This window comes from Mycobacterium sp. IS-2888 (genome assembly GCF_001954215.1).
Lineage (GTDB): Bacteria > Actinomycetota > Actinomycetes > Mycobacteriales > Mycobacteriaceae > Mycobacterium.
Window position 1 is genome coordinate 122,045 of sequence record NZ_MBET01000026.1, and the last position, 14,247, is coordinate 136,291.

10 protein-coding genes and 1 pseudogene are annotated in these 14,247 nt (G+C 68.7%); 3 read left to right on the forward strand and 8 right to left on the reverse strand.

Going from position 1 to position 14,247, the window contains the following annotated elements; genetic code table 11:
* Positions 1-292: 292 nt before the first annotated feature.
* Positions 293-652: a hypothetical protein gene (locus tag A5745_RS24870; protein ID WP_371336852.1), complete on the reverse strand. Its 360-nt coding sequence runs from the start codon at positions 650-652 to the stop codon at positions 293-295.
* A 150-nt stretch (positions 653-802) separates the two neighbouring features.
* On the opposite strand from A5745_RS24870, the gene rbpA reads away from it, so the two are divergent.
* Entirely contained in the window at positions 803-1,138 is a 336-nt protein-coding gene (rbpA, locus tag A5745_RS05045) for an RNA polymerase-binding protein RbpA (RefSeq protein WP_076058549.1), read from the forward strand.
* Between the two features lie 18 nt (positions 1,139-1,156).
* Here the strand turns inward: rbpA and lnt are convergent.
* The 3 genes and pseudogenes from lnt to A5745_RS05065 form a co-directional block, all read right to left on the reverse strand.
* A pseudogene (gene lnt / locus A5745_RS05055) lies at positions 1,157-3,981 on the reverse strand (apolipoprotein N-acyltransferase).
* Positions 3,974-5,506 (reverse strand): amidohydrolase, encoded by a 1,533-nt coding sequence (locus A5745_RS05060; RefSeq protein ID WP_076115365.1) that lies wholly within the window; start codon positions 5,504-5,506, stop codon positions 3,974-3,976. The pseudogene lnt and the gene A5745_RS05060 overlap by 8 nt, the downstream one beginning before the upstream one ends.
* Positions 5,507-5,597: 91 nt before the next feature.
* On the reverse strand, positions 5,598-6,125 hold the full coding sequence (locus A5745_RS05065) for an FxsA family protein (RefSeq protein ID WP_076115320.1): 528 nt from the start codon (positions 6,123-6,125) through the stop codon (positions 5,598-5,600).
* 73 nt (positions 6,126-6,198) lie between these two features.
* Between A5745_RS05065 and A5745_RS05070 the strand changes: the two genes are divergently transcribed.
* Positions 6,199-6,906 carry a dienelactone hydrolase family protein gene (locus A5745_RS05070; protein WP_076115321.1) on the forward strand — a complete coding sequence of 236 codons (708 nt, stop codon included), beginning with the start codon at positions 6,199-6,201 and terminating at the stop codon, positions 6,904-6,906.
* Positions 6,907-6,911: 5 nt separating this feature from the next.
* On the opposite strand, the gene A5745_RS05075 is transcribed toward A5745_RS05070, so the two are convergent.
* The 3 genes from A5745_RS05075 to cobN all read right to left on the reverse strand — a co-directional run bounded on the left by A5745_RS05075 (position 6,912) and on the right by cobN (position 11,898).
* Complete coding sequence (locus A5745_RS05075; protein WP_076115322.1) at positions 6,912-7,772, reverse strand: type 1 glutamine amidotransferase domain-containing protein; 861 nt, start codon at positions 7,770-7,772, stop codon at positions 6,912-6,914.
* 5 nt (positions 7,773-7,777) lie between these two features.
* Entirely contained in the window at positions 7,778-8,173 is a 396-nt protein-coding gene (locus A5745_RS05080) for a PPOX class F420-dependent oxidoreductase (RefSeq protein WP_076115323.1), read from the reverse strand.
* A 137-nt stretch (positions 8,174-8,310) separates the two neighbouring features.
* Positions 8,311-11,898: a cobaltochelatase subunit CobN gene (gene cobN / locus A5745_RS05085; RefSeq protein WP_076115324.1), complete on the reverse strand. Its 3,588-nt coding sequence runs from the start codon at positions 11,896-11,898 to the stop codon at positions 8,311-8,313.
* Positions 11,899-11,957: 59 nt separating this feature from the next.
* On the opposite strand from cobN, the gene A5745_RS05090 reads away from it, so the two are divergent.
* The gene (locus A5745_RS05090) at positions 11,958-12,761 is read left to right on the forward strand and encodes an SDR family oxidoreductase (protein WP_076115325.1); all 804 of its coding nucleotides are present in this window, start codon (positions 11,958-11,960) and stop codon (positions 12,759-12,761) included.
* A 3-nt stretch (positions 12,762-12,764) separates the two neighbouring features.
* Here A5745_RS05090 and A5745_RS05095 read toward each other — a convergent pair whose 3' ends face one another.
* Positions 12,765-14,222, reverse strand: a complete 1,458-nt coding sequence (locus A5745_RS05095) for an NAD(P)/FAD-dependent oxidoreductase (RefSeq protein ID WP_076115326.1) — start codon at positions 14,220-14,222, stop codon at positions 12,765-12,767.
* Positions 14,223-14,247: the final 25 nt, after the last annotated feature.

Consider the following 14,247-nt stretch of genomic DNA (forward strand, 5'->3'; position numbering starts at 1 on the left):
GTCGTTCACCGCCGGATGCGGCTGTCGCCGAGTCACGGAAGTTGCGGCACGAAGCGACGTCGTCGTGCTGCTGTCCGACCCAAGAATGTCGCTGGTGAGTATGGCCAACTCCGGCTGGATTTCAAAACGTCCGACGCGGCCCGGCGACGCGTGCGGTGACCCCGAAGTCCCTCAGATTCGGTGCACCGTCCATGGCGTGACTGTACCCGCCTACGCATCGGCGGTGGTCAGGCGCATGGCGCTGCGAATCTCGACGCGAGCCGTCCGGGCGCCGCGCTGACGGGCGTCGCGGTCAGACGCCCACTCGGCGCCAGCCGTCGGCGGCCCGGGCGGCGCGGATCAGCACGTCGCACAGGGCGCGCAGTTCGATTGCCTCGGCTCCCTCATCGAGCGCCGTGGCGACGTCCTCCGCCGCGCATCGCACCTGGTAAACGCGATCCGAGAGGTCGGCCGCCTCGTCGGCCGACAGCACCACCGCATCGGCCGGCAGCGCCAGGGCTGCCCCCGCCTCGCCCCGGCTGAGCGAGGCCCGTTGCTCGTAGGCCCGCTGCCGGCACGACTGCCGGCAGTACTGGCGGCGGCGCCCCATGCCGACATCGGCGACGTCTCGGCCACACCAACGGCAGGGCTGCGGACGGGCACGGCGGGTCACGCTTGCCGACTTTAGTCGGCCACGTTCGGCCATCCCGGTATCATTGATGGTCGCGCCGCGTAGGCCGCGTGTCGGCCCGGGAACTACGCCGAGCACCGTAACGTTTGCCAAAGCGGAGAGAATCCCACAGAACCTAGAGGAGTAGCACCCATGGCGGATCGAGTACTGAGGGGCAGTCGCCTCGGAGCCGTGAGCTACGAAACCGACCGCAACCACGACCTGGCGCCGCGCCAGATCGCGCGCTACCGCACCGAGAACGGCGAGGAGTTCGAGGTGCCGTTCGCCGACGACGCCGAGATCCCCGGCACCTGGCTGTGCCGCAACGGCATGGAAGGCACCCTGGTCGAGGGTGACCTGCCGGAGCCGAAGAAGGTCAAGCCGCCGCGGACGCACTGGGACATGTTGCTGGAACGCCGCACGGTCGATGAGCTCGAAGAGCTGCTCAAGGAGCGCCTCGAACTGATCAGGTCAAAGCGCCGCGGCTAACGCGGGCTGACTCCGTCCTTAAGCCCCTTGGGCCCCCGCCGACTTGGTGCGGTTGTCGGCGCGCGCCGCACGGGCGCTGGGGGTTCGCCCCTGGATCCCCCACCGAGTGACCTTCACCAGGGCCTCGCGGATGTTGGATCCGCTCATCTTCGACACGCCGAGTTCGCGCTCGGTGAAGGTGATCGGCACTTCGACGATGGCGAAGCCGTTGCACACCGTCCGCCAGGTCAGATCGATCTGGAAGCAGTAGCCCTTGGAGTCAACACCGTCGAGGTCGATCGCCTCGAGGACTTCGCGACGGTAGGCGCGGTAGCCGGCGGTGATGTCGTGGACATCGATGCCGAGCGCCACCCGCGCATAGGTGTTGGCCGTCCAGGACAGGGCCCAGCGCCGCCACGGCCAGTTGCGTACCGTTCCGCCGTCGACGTAGCGCGAACCGATCGCCAGGTCGGCCCCGGCGTCGACGGCGTCGAGCAGGCGGTGCAGCTGCTCGGGCGCGTGGCTGCCGTCCGCGTCCATCTCGACGAGCACCGAGTAGTCCCGGCTCAACCCCCACGCGAAGCCCGCCAGATAGGCGGCGCCCAGGCCGTCCTTGGCCGTGCGGTGCATGACGTGGGTGCGGCCTGGATCGGCCGCGGCCAACTCGTCGGCGAGCTCGCCCGTACCGTCCGGGCTGCTGTCGTCCACGATCAGCAGGTGCACCTCGGGGCACGCGTCCTTCAGCCGCCGGTGGATCACCGGCAGGTTCTCCAGCTCGTTGAAGGTGGGGATGATCACCAGGACGCGTTGGCTGGGCCGGTTGCCCGGAACGCGGGGCGCCTGCTGGCCGGTGGTCATGTAGCTCCTCTGTGTCGCCCGAAACTGTGTCGCCCGAAACTGGGTGGGCCGCCCTCGTCGAGCGGGGTCTCGTCACCGCCTTCTTCCGGCGGAGTGTGGTCGCCGTCCTCGTCGGGCGCGGCGTCTTGCGTCATATCCAAGTCGCCCGCGGCGTCGCCCGGGAACTTACCGGAATCGTCCGATTCACCCGAAGGCCTCGCCCGGAAGGGCCGCAACCTCGGCCGAACCGGACGCGGGGACCACCCATTGTGCCGTATCCCGACCAGAATGGCCGCTCCGGCCGCCACGACCAGCAACCATTGCACGATCGGCCCCCAGCGGGTGGCCGGCGTCAGCTGCGTCTTGAGGCGCACCTGGATGTCCAGATAGCCGGGCTCGAAGAATCCGGTGCGGACCAACTCGGCCCCGTCCGGCGCGATCACCGAACTGATCCCGGTGGTGCCGGCGACCACGACGTATCGGTCGTGTTCCACGGCGCGGACCTTGGCGAAGGCGAGCTGTTGCTCGCTCATGCGCCTGTTGAAGGTGGCGTTGTTGGCTGGCACGGCCAACAGCTGGGCGCCGTTGCGGACAGCTTTGCGCGGCTCGCGGTCGAAGATCACTTCCCAGCATGTGGCCACACCGACCGGCACCCCCGCGATCTGCACCACGTCGCTGCTCTTGCGGGGCACCATGTTGCCCGCCCGATCGGCGTAGGAAGAGAGATGCTTGAAGAGCCACGGCATCGGCAGGTATTCGCCGAACGGCTGCACGATTTCCTTGTCGTGGCGGTCGGCCGGGCCGCTGACCGGATTCCAGACGATCATGGTGTTGGTGTATTCCTCGCGTTCCGGCGTGCTGCCGGGCGCCGCGAGGACGGTGCCGACCAGGATTGGCGCGCCGATCGCATGGGCCGCCTGCGCGATCTGCTGCCCGGCGTCGGCATTGAGCAACGGATCGACGTCCGAGGAGTCCTCCGGCCAGATGACGAATTGAGGTTGTGGCGCGAGCCCGGCGCGCACGTCCTCGGCCAGCCGCAGCGTCTCCTGGACGTGGTTGTCCAGCACCGCTCTGCGTTGCGCGTTGAAGTCGAGACCGAGCCGGGGGACGTTGCCCTGCACGGCCGCGACGGTGACCGTGGGTTCGCCACCCGCTCCGGCGCCGGCGTGCCGCACCTGCGGCCAGATGATGACGGCGGTGAACAACACCAGGCAGATGCAAATCCCCGGCAGCACCACCGCGGGCGGCCGTTGATCGGCGCCCTCGGCATCCTTGGCGTCCTTGTGGGGCGCCTCGGTTCGCCACCATTTCATGATTTCCAGCGCGATCGCGGTCGCGCTAAAGCCCACCAACACGACGGCCGTCGACAGCAGCGCAACGCCGCCGAGCTTGACCAACGGCAGCAGCGGACCGTCGGCTTGACCGAACGCCACCGACCCCCAGGGAAACCCGCCGAACGGAACGATCGACTTCAACCACTCCTGGGCCGCCCACACCAACGCGAACCAGACCGGCCAGCCGGGCAGCCGCCGCACCACGACGGCGAACAGGCCGAACAGCGCGGGAAACAGCGCGCACACCATCGCCAACGCCAACCACGGCACGTCGCCCACCAGCAGGCTGATCCACGGCAGCAGCGGTAGATAAAACGCGAGCCCGAACAGAAATCCGTAGCCCAGGCCGCCGACCACCGTGGTGGCGGGGTGCTTGAGCACCCAGGCCAACAGCGCGGCGGCGACCACCGCGGCCCACCACCAGCTCAGCGACGGGAAGCTGGCGCACATCAGCAATCCGGCCACGACGGTGACCAGCAGCCGCGCCAGGCGTGGCTGCAGCGCCGCCTGCAGGCCCGGCAGCCGAGCGACCACCGCGGCGACCACCCCCGCCAGTGCCCGCCGCGCTATCGCGCCCGCGCGCTCGGCCACGCCGGGAGCGTCATGCCTGTCCGTGCGTACCGGCGCGTCGGTGGGCTCTTCGTCGCGCTCCGATTCGGCGTCGTCGGGCCGCTCGTGCCGACCGTTAGCCATAGATGACAGCGCCCCGATGGACGGTCCGCCGGCAACGCGGCAAAGCGTCGGCCGGCCCCAGCCGCGGCAATGCGGGCACCCGCGAGCGCGGGTCGGTGGACCAGCGCTGCACCGCGTCGCGCGGTGCGCTCACGTCCAGGGCTTCGGCGTCCCAGACGGCGTAGGAGGCGGGCGCACCCGGCGCCAGGGTCCCCGTCACGCCGTCTCGGACGCCGCTCGCGCGCCAGCCGCCACGGGTGGCGGCGGCGAATGCGGCCCGCGCCGACACGGCGCTGCCTGCGGTGTGATGGTTGACGGCCGCGCGCACGCCGGCCCACGGGTCAAGACCCGTCACCGGGGCGTCGCTACCGAGCGCGAGGGGCACGCCTTGGGATGCTAACAGCGCCAGCGGGTTGAGCCGGCTGCCTCGTTCGGCGCCGAGCCGGCGGGCGTACATGCCGTCGTCGCCGCCCCACAGCGCGTCGAAATTGGGCTGCACGCTGGCGATGACGCCCCACGCGCCGAGTTTGGCGGCCTGATCGGCCGTCACCATCTCGAGGTGCTCCAGACGATGCCCGCAGCGGGCGACGGCGGCCGCCCCCAGGTCGGCCACGACCCGTTCGATGGCATCGACGACCGCGGAGACCGCGGCATCGCCGATGACATGGAAACCCGCCGTCACCTCCGCCTGGGTGCATGCCCGCAGATGCGCCTCGATGACGTCATGGTCCAAGTGGCAGGTGCCGATTTGGTCGGGCGCGTCGGTGTACGGCTCGTGCAGCCAGGCGGTGCGGGACCCGAGCGCCCCGTCGACGAACAGGTCGCCGGCCAGCCCGCGGGCTCCAGTCCGGTCCATCAGCGCGCGGGCCTGCGCCGGGCTGGTCACCGCCTCGCCCCAGTAACCGATGACCTCGACGCCGAAATCGAGGGCGCGAAGCGCCAGCCAGTCGTCAAGGCCGCCGATCTCGGGCCCGGCGCATTCGTGCACCGCGACTATGCCGGCCGCGGCGGCGGCACGCAGCGCGGCGCTCCGGGCGTCGGCCAGCTGCCCGGCGGTCAGCAGGTTACGGGCGGTCGCCCGGACCAGGTGGTGCGCATCGTCGGCGAGCGGCCCCTCGGCGCTGAAGCCGCCCGCCGCCGGCAGCTCCGCAACCATGCGTCGCAGCGCCGACGAGGCCAGGGCGGAATGAACGTCGACGCGAGCCAGGTAAGCGGGCCGGTCCCCGAGCACCGCGTCGAGGTCGGCAGTGCTCGGCGCGGTGTTGTCGGGCCACGACGACTCGTCCCAGCCGTGCCCCCACACCGGTTGGCCGGGGTGCGCGGCGCCATGCTCGGCGACCATCTGGATGCACTGTGCGCGCGACGTGGCAGGCCGCAGGTCGAGCCCGGTGAGGGCGAGGCCGGTCGCGGTCAGGTGGATATGGCTGTCGACGAATCCCGGTGCGACGAAGCCGCCGTCGAGATCCACGACCTCGGCGTCGGGAAACTGGCTGCGGCCGACGTCATCGCTGCCCAACCATGCGACCACGTCGCCCCGCACCGCCATGGCGGTGGCTTCGGGGTGGCTGGGGCTGTGCACCCGGCCGTTCAGCAGCAGCGTCGTAGCCTGACGATCGGTTTGCGCCACACGCCAAAACTTAGATCGAGCCAGGCGACGACGGGCGCCGCGGTGGCAGCTCGACGTCGTGCACGTCGATGACCTCGCCGTCGATGACCTCGCCGTCGATGTAGTCGCGGCCGTCGCCGGCTTGGCCGCGGCGAGGGTCGGTCGTGAAGACCGTCGTCTGGGTGACCCGCGGTGCCCGCCCGCGCAGTCCGCGCAGTGCGATCCCGCTCAGGCCGGGGCCGGCAACCGCCCGTATCGGCGGCACCAGCAACAACAGCCCCAACACCGTGGTGACCAGTCCGGGAACCAAGACCAGCGCCATGGCCAAGCCGACCAGTGCGCCGTCGTTCACCGCGGCCTGCGGTTCGGTCAGGCCCGATCGCAGTTGCCCGAGTTGGCGAATGAGTTGCGACCCGGCCATCGGCGCCAAGAGACCCCACCCGAGCAGGAAGGTGGCCAGCAGCACCAGCAGGGTCCAGCCCCACCCGATCGTCGACACCAGCGCGAAGATCACCGCGAGTTCGACGACCGCATAGACGAGCAACAGCCGCGACAGCATGTCACGCCAACGTCCGCGGACCGACGCTGAGTTCCCCTGGTGAGGCACAACCCGGCTGCAGTTAGATGACGCTATGACGACGATTCAGATCGAGGCCCCCGACGGACCCATCGATGCGCTGCTGGACGTTCCCCAGGGCGACGGTCCCTGGCCTGGTGTGGTGGTGATCCACGACGCCGTCGGCTACGGCCCCGACAATGAACTGATTTCGCGGCGCATCGCGCAGGCGGGCTATCTGGCGCTGACCCCGAACATGTACGCCCGGGGTGGTCGCGCGCGATGCATCACCAGGGTCATGCGCGAGCTGCTGACCAAGCGTGGTCGCGCGCTTGACGACATCCTGGCCGCGCGCGATCACCTGCTGTCGATGCCGGAATGCACCGGCCGCGTGGGGATCGCCGGCTTCTGCATGGGTGGCGGTTTCTCACTCATTATGTCGCCCAAGGGTTTTGGCGCTTCCGCGCCGTTCTATGGGACGCCCCTGCCCCGCAACCTGAGCGAGACGCTGGACGGGGCCTGCCCGATTGTGGCCAGCTTCGGCAGCCGTGACCCGCTGGGCATCGGCGCACCCAAGAAGTTTCGCGAAGTGACGGCCGCCAAGGGGATCACCACCGATATCAAGGCGTACCCCGGTGCGGGTCACAGCTTCGCGAACCAGCTCCCCGCCCAGCCGCTGCTTCGCGTCGTCGGCTTCGGCTACAACCGGGCGGCGGCCGACGATGCGTGGGATCGGGTCTTCGCGTTCTTCGGCGAGCACCTGGGCGCCGGCGCAACGACATAGTGCCGTCAGAGCTTCTTAAGCTTCTGCGACAAAACGGTGGCGAAGGTGTGCGTGTCGCCGGGCCAGCGCGCCGAGATGTAGTTGCCGTCGTCGACGACGAATGCCGGCCGCGAGTCGGTCGCGGTATCCCTTGCCATTCCCGAGGATTTGCGCCGCCAGTGCGGTTCTCCGCGGACGACGTCGCAAAAATCTGCTGGATCTTTAAGGGCGCGGGTGACTTCGGACTGCACCGACATGTAACCGCCGGGCTGCCCGGGCTGCTCGGTGTAGGTCCGGTAGTAGTCGGGGTCCCGAAATCGGGTGCGGCGGGTCAGCCGCCAGGCAAGCCGTTCCATTGCCCAGGTCAACGACGTGGTCCTGCGTCCGTAGAGCACGGACTGCCCCGTGGCGGGATCGACGCTGCGCGCGGCGAGCAGCACACCGTGACAGATCGCGGCCACGATCATGCCGCGGCCGAACGCGTCCACCACCAGCCGGTGCAACATGTCGCTGTCGATGTAGCTGCGCATGCCGCGGGCGCGGTGTCCGCCGGGCAGGAGCAGCGCGTCGACGTCGTCCAGGGTGGCCTGAGACCAGCTGAGGGGATGGCGAAATTCGGTCGAATCGACCATCGCGGCGTAGGCGTCGCGGCCGTCCTTGTTGGCCCGCAGCATCAGCCCGATGACCGGGATGGCGCCCAATATCGGTAGCGCAGACCAGATGTCGAGCCCTCGGCCGGTGACCATGATGTCGTCGGCCACCCCTGCCGCGCCGCTTTCGGTGGCGAACACCACCCGATGACCGCTCCGCGTCAGTACACGCCAGCTGACGGCGACCTCGGTGGGGTCGAAGTCGCGATCAGGGATCGGGATCAGGACGCTGCCCATTTGCGTTAGGGCGCAGCCACTTTGAGCTCGAGGCCGACGTTCTTCTCCATGCCGCCGCGCGCCTTGCTAAAGAAGTTGAACACCTTGCCCACGATGCCGTAGCGCTGGCCGATCGCGTCGTAGACGGCGGCCGTTTCCGACTTGTCGAGGATCGTCGCGGTCCCCTCGACCGCCTCGCTCGTCGGGCGGCCGCGCATGGTGCAGGTGGCCAGCGTCACGCGCGGGGTGTGGCGGATCCGCTTGACCTTCCACGACTTTTCCTCGGTGATGACGAGGAGCCGGTCCCCGCGCTCCTTATCCACGGCGGTCCAGATTGGCACCGGCTTGGGTCGGCCGTCTTTGGTGAACGTGGTCAGCAGGATGTATTCCGACTTGGCGAGATCGGCGAAGGTAGGCGTCACGGTGTCAACCTACTCCGGGAGAGGACTCCTGACAGCGGCCCTCTCAAGCCGAGTGTGCGGTCAGCCGCACGTTCGGCTCCGAGTGTGCGGCTAGCCGCACGTTCGCGACCGGGGCGGCGAATTCGGAGTAGCCCGTGTCAGCCCTCCAGGTCACCCTCGGTTTCCAACAGCGCTTGACGCAGCCCGTCCAGGGTTTCCGGTTGCGGGTCCGCCCACATGCCGCGGCCGGCTGCCTCCAGCAGCCGCTCGGCCATGCCGTGCAGCGCCCACGGGTTGGACTCCGCCATGAACTTGCGGTTCTCGGCGTCCAGCACGTAGCGCTCGGTGAGTTGTTCGTACATCCAGTCGGCCATGACCCCCGCGGTGGCGTCGTAGCCGAACAGGTAGTCGACGGTCGCGGCCATCTCGAAGGCACCCTTGTAGCCGTGCCGGCGCATCGCGGCCATCCAGCGGGGATTGACGACGCGGGCGCGGAATACCCGGGTGGTCTCCTCCGACAGGGTGCGAGTGCGGATCGCGTCGGGCCTGGTGTTGTCGCCGATGTAGGCGGCGGGCGCTTGACCGGTAAGCGCCCGCACGGTGGCCACCATCCCGCCGTGGTATTGGAAGTAGTCGTCGGAGTCTGCGATGTCGTGTTCGCGGGTGTCGGTGTTCTTGGCGGCCACCGCGATTCGTCGGTACTGGCGGTTCATGTCGTCGACGGCCTCGCGTCCGTCCAGGTCGCGTCCGTAGGCGAAGCCGCCCCACGCCGTGTACACCTGCGCCAGATCCGCGTCGTCGCGCCAGTTGCGGCTGTCGATCAGCTGCAGCAAGCCGGCGCCATATGTTCCCGGCTTGGATCCGAAAATCCTTGTGGTGGAGCGGCGTTGATCGCCATGCTGGGCCAGGTCGGCCTGAGCGTGGGCGCGTACGTAGTTATCTTGCTCCGGCTCGTCGAGGTCGGCGACCAACCGCACCGCGTCGTCGAGCATGGTCACCACGTGCGGGAACGCGTCGCGGAAGAATCCCGAGATGCGCACGGTCACGTCGATGCGCGGGCGGCCCAGCTCGACCAGCGGCATCGGGGTCAACCCGACGACCCGCCGCGATGCGTCGTCCCAGACCGGTCGAACGCCCAGCAGCGCAAGGACTTCGGCGATGTCGTCACCGGCGGTGCGCATGGCCGAGGTGCCCCATACCGACAGCCCCACCGATTGCGGCCAGCGGCCGTGGTCGTTGCGATACCGGGTGAGCAGCGAATCCGCCAGCGCCACACCTGCTTCCCACGCCAGCCGGGACGGGATCGCCTTCGGGTCGACGGAGTAGAAGTTGCGTCCGGTGGGCAGCACGTTGATCAGGCCGCGCAGCGGCGAACCCGACGGACCGGCGGGGATGAACCGGCCGTCGAGCGCCCTGAGCACCTGGCCGATTTCGGAGGCCGTGCCGGCCAACCGGGGCACCACCTCGGTGGCCGCGAACCGCAGCACTCTTGCCACCTCGGCGTTGTCGGTGAGGCTTTCGGCGGCGTCGGGATTCCAACCGGTGGCCTGCAGCGCGGCGACCAGTTCACGGGCGGCGGCCTCCGCCTCGTCAACTGACGTCCGCTCGTCGGTGCCGTCCTCGGCCAGCCCCAAGGCCTGCCGCAGGCCGGGCATGGCGTGCTCGCCGCCGAACAGCTGGCGGGCCCGCAAAATCGCCAACACCAGATCGAGTTCGGCCTCGCCCGTTGGCCTTTGGCCGAGGACGTGCAGGCCGTCGCGGATCTGGACGTCCTTGATCTCGCACAGCCAGCCGTCGATGTGCAGGATCATGTCGTCGAACGAATCCTCGGCGGGTCGCTCGGTCAGGCCCAAGTCGTGATCCATCTTGGCGGCCCGGATCAGCGTCCAGATCTGCTGGCGGATGGCGGGCAGCTTGCCGGGGTCGAGCGCGGCTACAGTGGCGTGCTCGTCGAGCAACTGCTCCAAGCGCGCGATGTCGCCGTAGGTTTCGGCGCGTGCCATCGGCGGGATGAGGTGGTCGACGAGCACCGCGTGCGCCCGTCGCTTGGCCTGGGTGCCCTCCCCGGGATCGTTGACGAGGAAGGGGTAGATCAGCGGCAGGTTCCCCAGCGCGGCGTCGGATCCACACGCCGCCGACATGCCCAGCGTCTTTCCGGGCAGCCATTCCAGGTTGCCGTGCTTGCCAAGATGGATGACGGCGTCGGCTTTGAAGCCGGCATCCAGCCAGTGGTAGGCAGCCAGGTAGTGGTGGCTGGGCGGCAGGTCCGGGTCGTGATAGATGGCAACGGGGTTTTCGCCGAAACCGCGGGGCGGCTGCACCATCAGCACCAGATTGCCCGCTTGCATTGCGGCGATGACGATCTCGCCGTCGGGATCGTTACCGCGGTCGACGAAGAGGTCGCCGGGCGGCGGGCCCCAGTGCTGTTGGACGGCGTCGGTGAGCTCAGGCGGCAGGGTCGCGAACCAGTCGCGATAATCCTTGGCGGACACCCGGATCGGGTTGCCGGCCAGTTGCCCTTCGGTGAGCCAGTCGGGATCTTGTCCGCCTCGTTCGATCAGCGCGTGAATCAGGGCGTCGCCGTCGTTGGACTCGACTCCGGGCAGGTCGCCCACCCGGTAACCGCGCTCGCGCAACTCGCGCAGCAGCGCGACTGCGCTGGCCGGGGTGTCCAGGCCGACCGCGTTGCCGATGCGGGCGTGCTTGGTCGGGTAGGCCGAGAACACCAGAGCCACGCGCTTGTCCGCGGGCGCGACGTGCCGCAACCGTGCGTGACGGATCGCCAGGCCCGCGACACGCGCGCAGCGCTCCGGGTCGGCGACATAGGAGATCAGGCCGTCGTCGTCAATCTCCTTGAACGAGAACGGAACCGTGATGATGCGTCCGTCGAACTCCGGGACCGCCACCTGGCTGGCCACGTCCAGCGGACTGAGCCCGTCGTCGTTGTCGCGCCACTGATCGCGCGGGCTGGTGAGGCACAGGCCCTGCAGGATCGGGATGTCCAGCGCCGCAAGGTGTTCGACGTTCCAGCTGTCGTCGTCGCCGCCGGCGGACACCGTGGCCGGCTTCAGTCCCCCGGCGGCCAGCACGGTGACGACCATGGCGTCGGCATCTTTCAGCCGTTGCAGCAGCTCCGGTTCGGCGGTGCGCAGCGACGCGCAGTAGACGGGCAGCGGGCGCCCGCCTTCGTCCTCGATGGCCCGGCACAGCGATTCGATGTATGCGGTGTTGCCGGCCAGGTGCTGCGCCCGGTAGTACAACACCGCGATCGTCGGGCCTTCGGTGTTCGCGGCGTCGTGGCGCTGCAGCTCGCCCCACGTCGGCGTCACCACGGGCGGCGTGAACCCGAAGCCCGTCATCAGCACGGTGTCCGAAAGGAAGGCGTGCAGCTGCCGCAGGTTCTCGACGCCGCCGTGGGCCAGGTAGATGTGCGCCTGCACCGCGATGCCGGCCGCCAGCGTCGACAGGCCGGTCAATTCCGCGTCAGCGGCCTGCTCACCGCTGACCAGTACCGTCGGGACACCGCTGGCGATCACGGCGTCGATGCCGCTCTGCCAGGCGCGATAGCCACCCAGGATCCGGACCACGACGATCGCGGCGCCGGACAGCAACTCCCCCAGTTCTGAATCGGTTAGAGGGTCGGACAGCCGCGACGGATTGGCCCACCGATAGTTTTTGCCGCTGGACCGGGCGCTGATCAGGTCGGTGTCGGACGTCGACAGCAGCAGGATGGTCGGCTCGGCCACCCACCATTCGTACCCCAGCGGGGCTCGGCTGGCGGCGGCGGTGCCGCTAGCGTGAGGGGATGAAGGCTGCCTCGGTTGCGGACAAGGTCATTGCCATCACCGGCGGAGCGCGCGGAATCGGTCTGGCCATCGCCACGGTTCTGCGGGACCTGGGCGGCAAGGTCGCCGTCGGCGACATCGATCCGGTGGGCGCCGACGCGGGCCGTCGGCTGGACGTGACGGATCGTCAATCCTTCACCGATTTCCTCGACGGCGTCGAAAGCGACCTGGGGCCGATCGATGTCGTGGTGAACAATGCGGGCGTCATCGCGGTGGGTGGCGCCGTCGACGAGTCCGACGACATCACCCGGCGGGTGCTCGACGTTAACGTCTACGGCGTCATCCTGGGCACCAAGCTGGCCGCCCAACGCATGCTGCCCCGCGGACGCGGTCACATCATCAACATCGGGTCGCTGGCGAGCGTGCTGCCCACCGAGGGCATCGCAACGTATTGCGCGACGAAACATGCCGTTCTCGGGTACACCGACGCCGTACGCATGGAGAACCGCGGGAGCGGCGTCCATTTCTCGGTGATCATGCCGACGTTGACCAACACCGAGATGATCGCCGGCATCGGCCACGCGCGCGGCTTCAAAAACGCCGAGCCTGACGACGTCGCCAGGGCAGTCGCCGACGTGATCGCCAAACCGAAATCACGTGTCGTCGTACCCCGTTCCATCGGCGTGGTCGCGTCCGCTCAGCGTTTGATGCCGCAAGGCGCATACGAGGCGCTAGGGCGGCTATTGGGCACCGGACGCGTTTTCACCAGCGACGTCGAAGTGGATAAGCGCGCTACCTATGCCCGACGGACGGGAACGTCCTAGCGCTCAGGCGGTGCGCACCTCGAAGTGCGTCGGCTCGGGTCGTCGCAACAGCTCGCGGTGGGTCTCGGGCGTCCACGGGAAGAGCTCCGGCAGACCGTCCTTGCCGAGGTACCAACTGCTGCAGCCGGTAACCCAAATCGTCTGCGGCATCGCGGCTTTCATGCGCTCGTTGTATTCCTTGGTTGCCGCCTCGGTCGGAGCCGCTGCGCGCACCGCTCCGTCACGCAGCTGCTCGATCCACCACATCACGTAGCCGGCCTGGTCCTCGGCGATCGGAACGAGCGACTGGTTGCCGATCGGCGAATGCGGCCCCATCAGCATGAACAGATTGGGGAATCCCGGCACCGCGATAGACCGATAAGCCATCGGACCGTCCTCCCAGACCTCGTCCAGGGTGATTCCGCCCTCCCCGATCACTTCGAGTGGGCGCACGTAGGCGCGCGCGTCGAATCCGGTGGCATAGACCAGCATGTCGAGTTCGTGCAGCGTGCCGTCGGCGGTGACGATGCCGCGCGGCTCGATGTGGTCGATCGAGTCGGTGATGATCTCTACTCCGGGCTTTTGTACGGACCGGTAGAAATGCCCGGCCATCACCTGCCGCTTGCACATCGGTTGGTAGGTGGGAGTCAGCTTGGCCCTGAGCTGCGGGTCGCGCACCGACAGCCGCAGGTTCCATCGACACCAGGCCTGGATCTGACGGCGCTGCCAGCCCGGGCGGATCGGTGCCACGCCGAACCAGTGCCGCATCAGCCACCCCCAGAAGCGATAGGGCAGACCGTTCAGCGCCGGCCACCGTGACAGCGCCGCCTGAGCCAACTTTGAATAGCGCGGGTTAGGGAATGGGTAAACCCACTGCGCGGTGCGCTGAAAGACTTTCAACTGGCGCACCTTGCCGCCGAGCTCCGCGGTAATCTGCACACCGGTCGAACCGGTGCCGATCAGGCCGATCCTCTTGTCCGGCAACGAAACCGAGTGGTCCCACTGCGACGAGTGAAAGGCCGGGCCGGCGAAGGTGCCCCGTCCGGGGATGTCCGGATAGCGAGGCACCCGCAGGACCCCCGTCGCGGTGACGAGCACGTCGAACGTCTCCTCACCGTCGGGGGTGGTGAGTCGCCACGTCCCGTCGTCATATCGGGCCGCCGTGACGACGGTGCCGAACCGGATGTGCGGACGGATGCCCCGTTCGTCGGCCACCCGCTGGAAATACGCCTGGATCTCCGGGCCCGGCGGCAGCCAGTGCGACCAGTTGGGATTCGGCCGGAACGAATAGGAGTAGTAGCGCGACGGGACATCGCAGGTAAGTCCGGGATAGGTGTTGTCGCGCCACGTGCCGCCCACCTCGTCGGCCTTCTCGAAAATGGTGAACGAGTCGATGCCGGCGTCCTGCAGCTTGGCGGCCATGCAGATGCCGGACATCCCGGCGCCGATGATCGCGACCTTCACTGGGCGCTTCTGTGCCATGGCAATCACCCGACCTCTCGCTGGC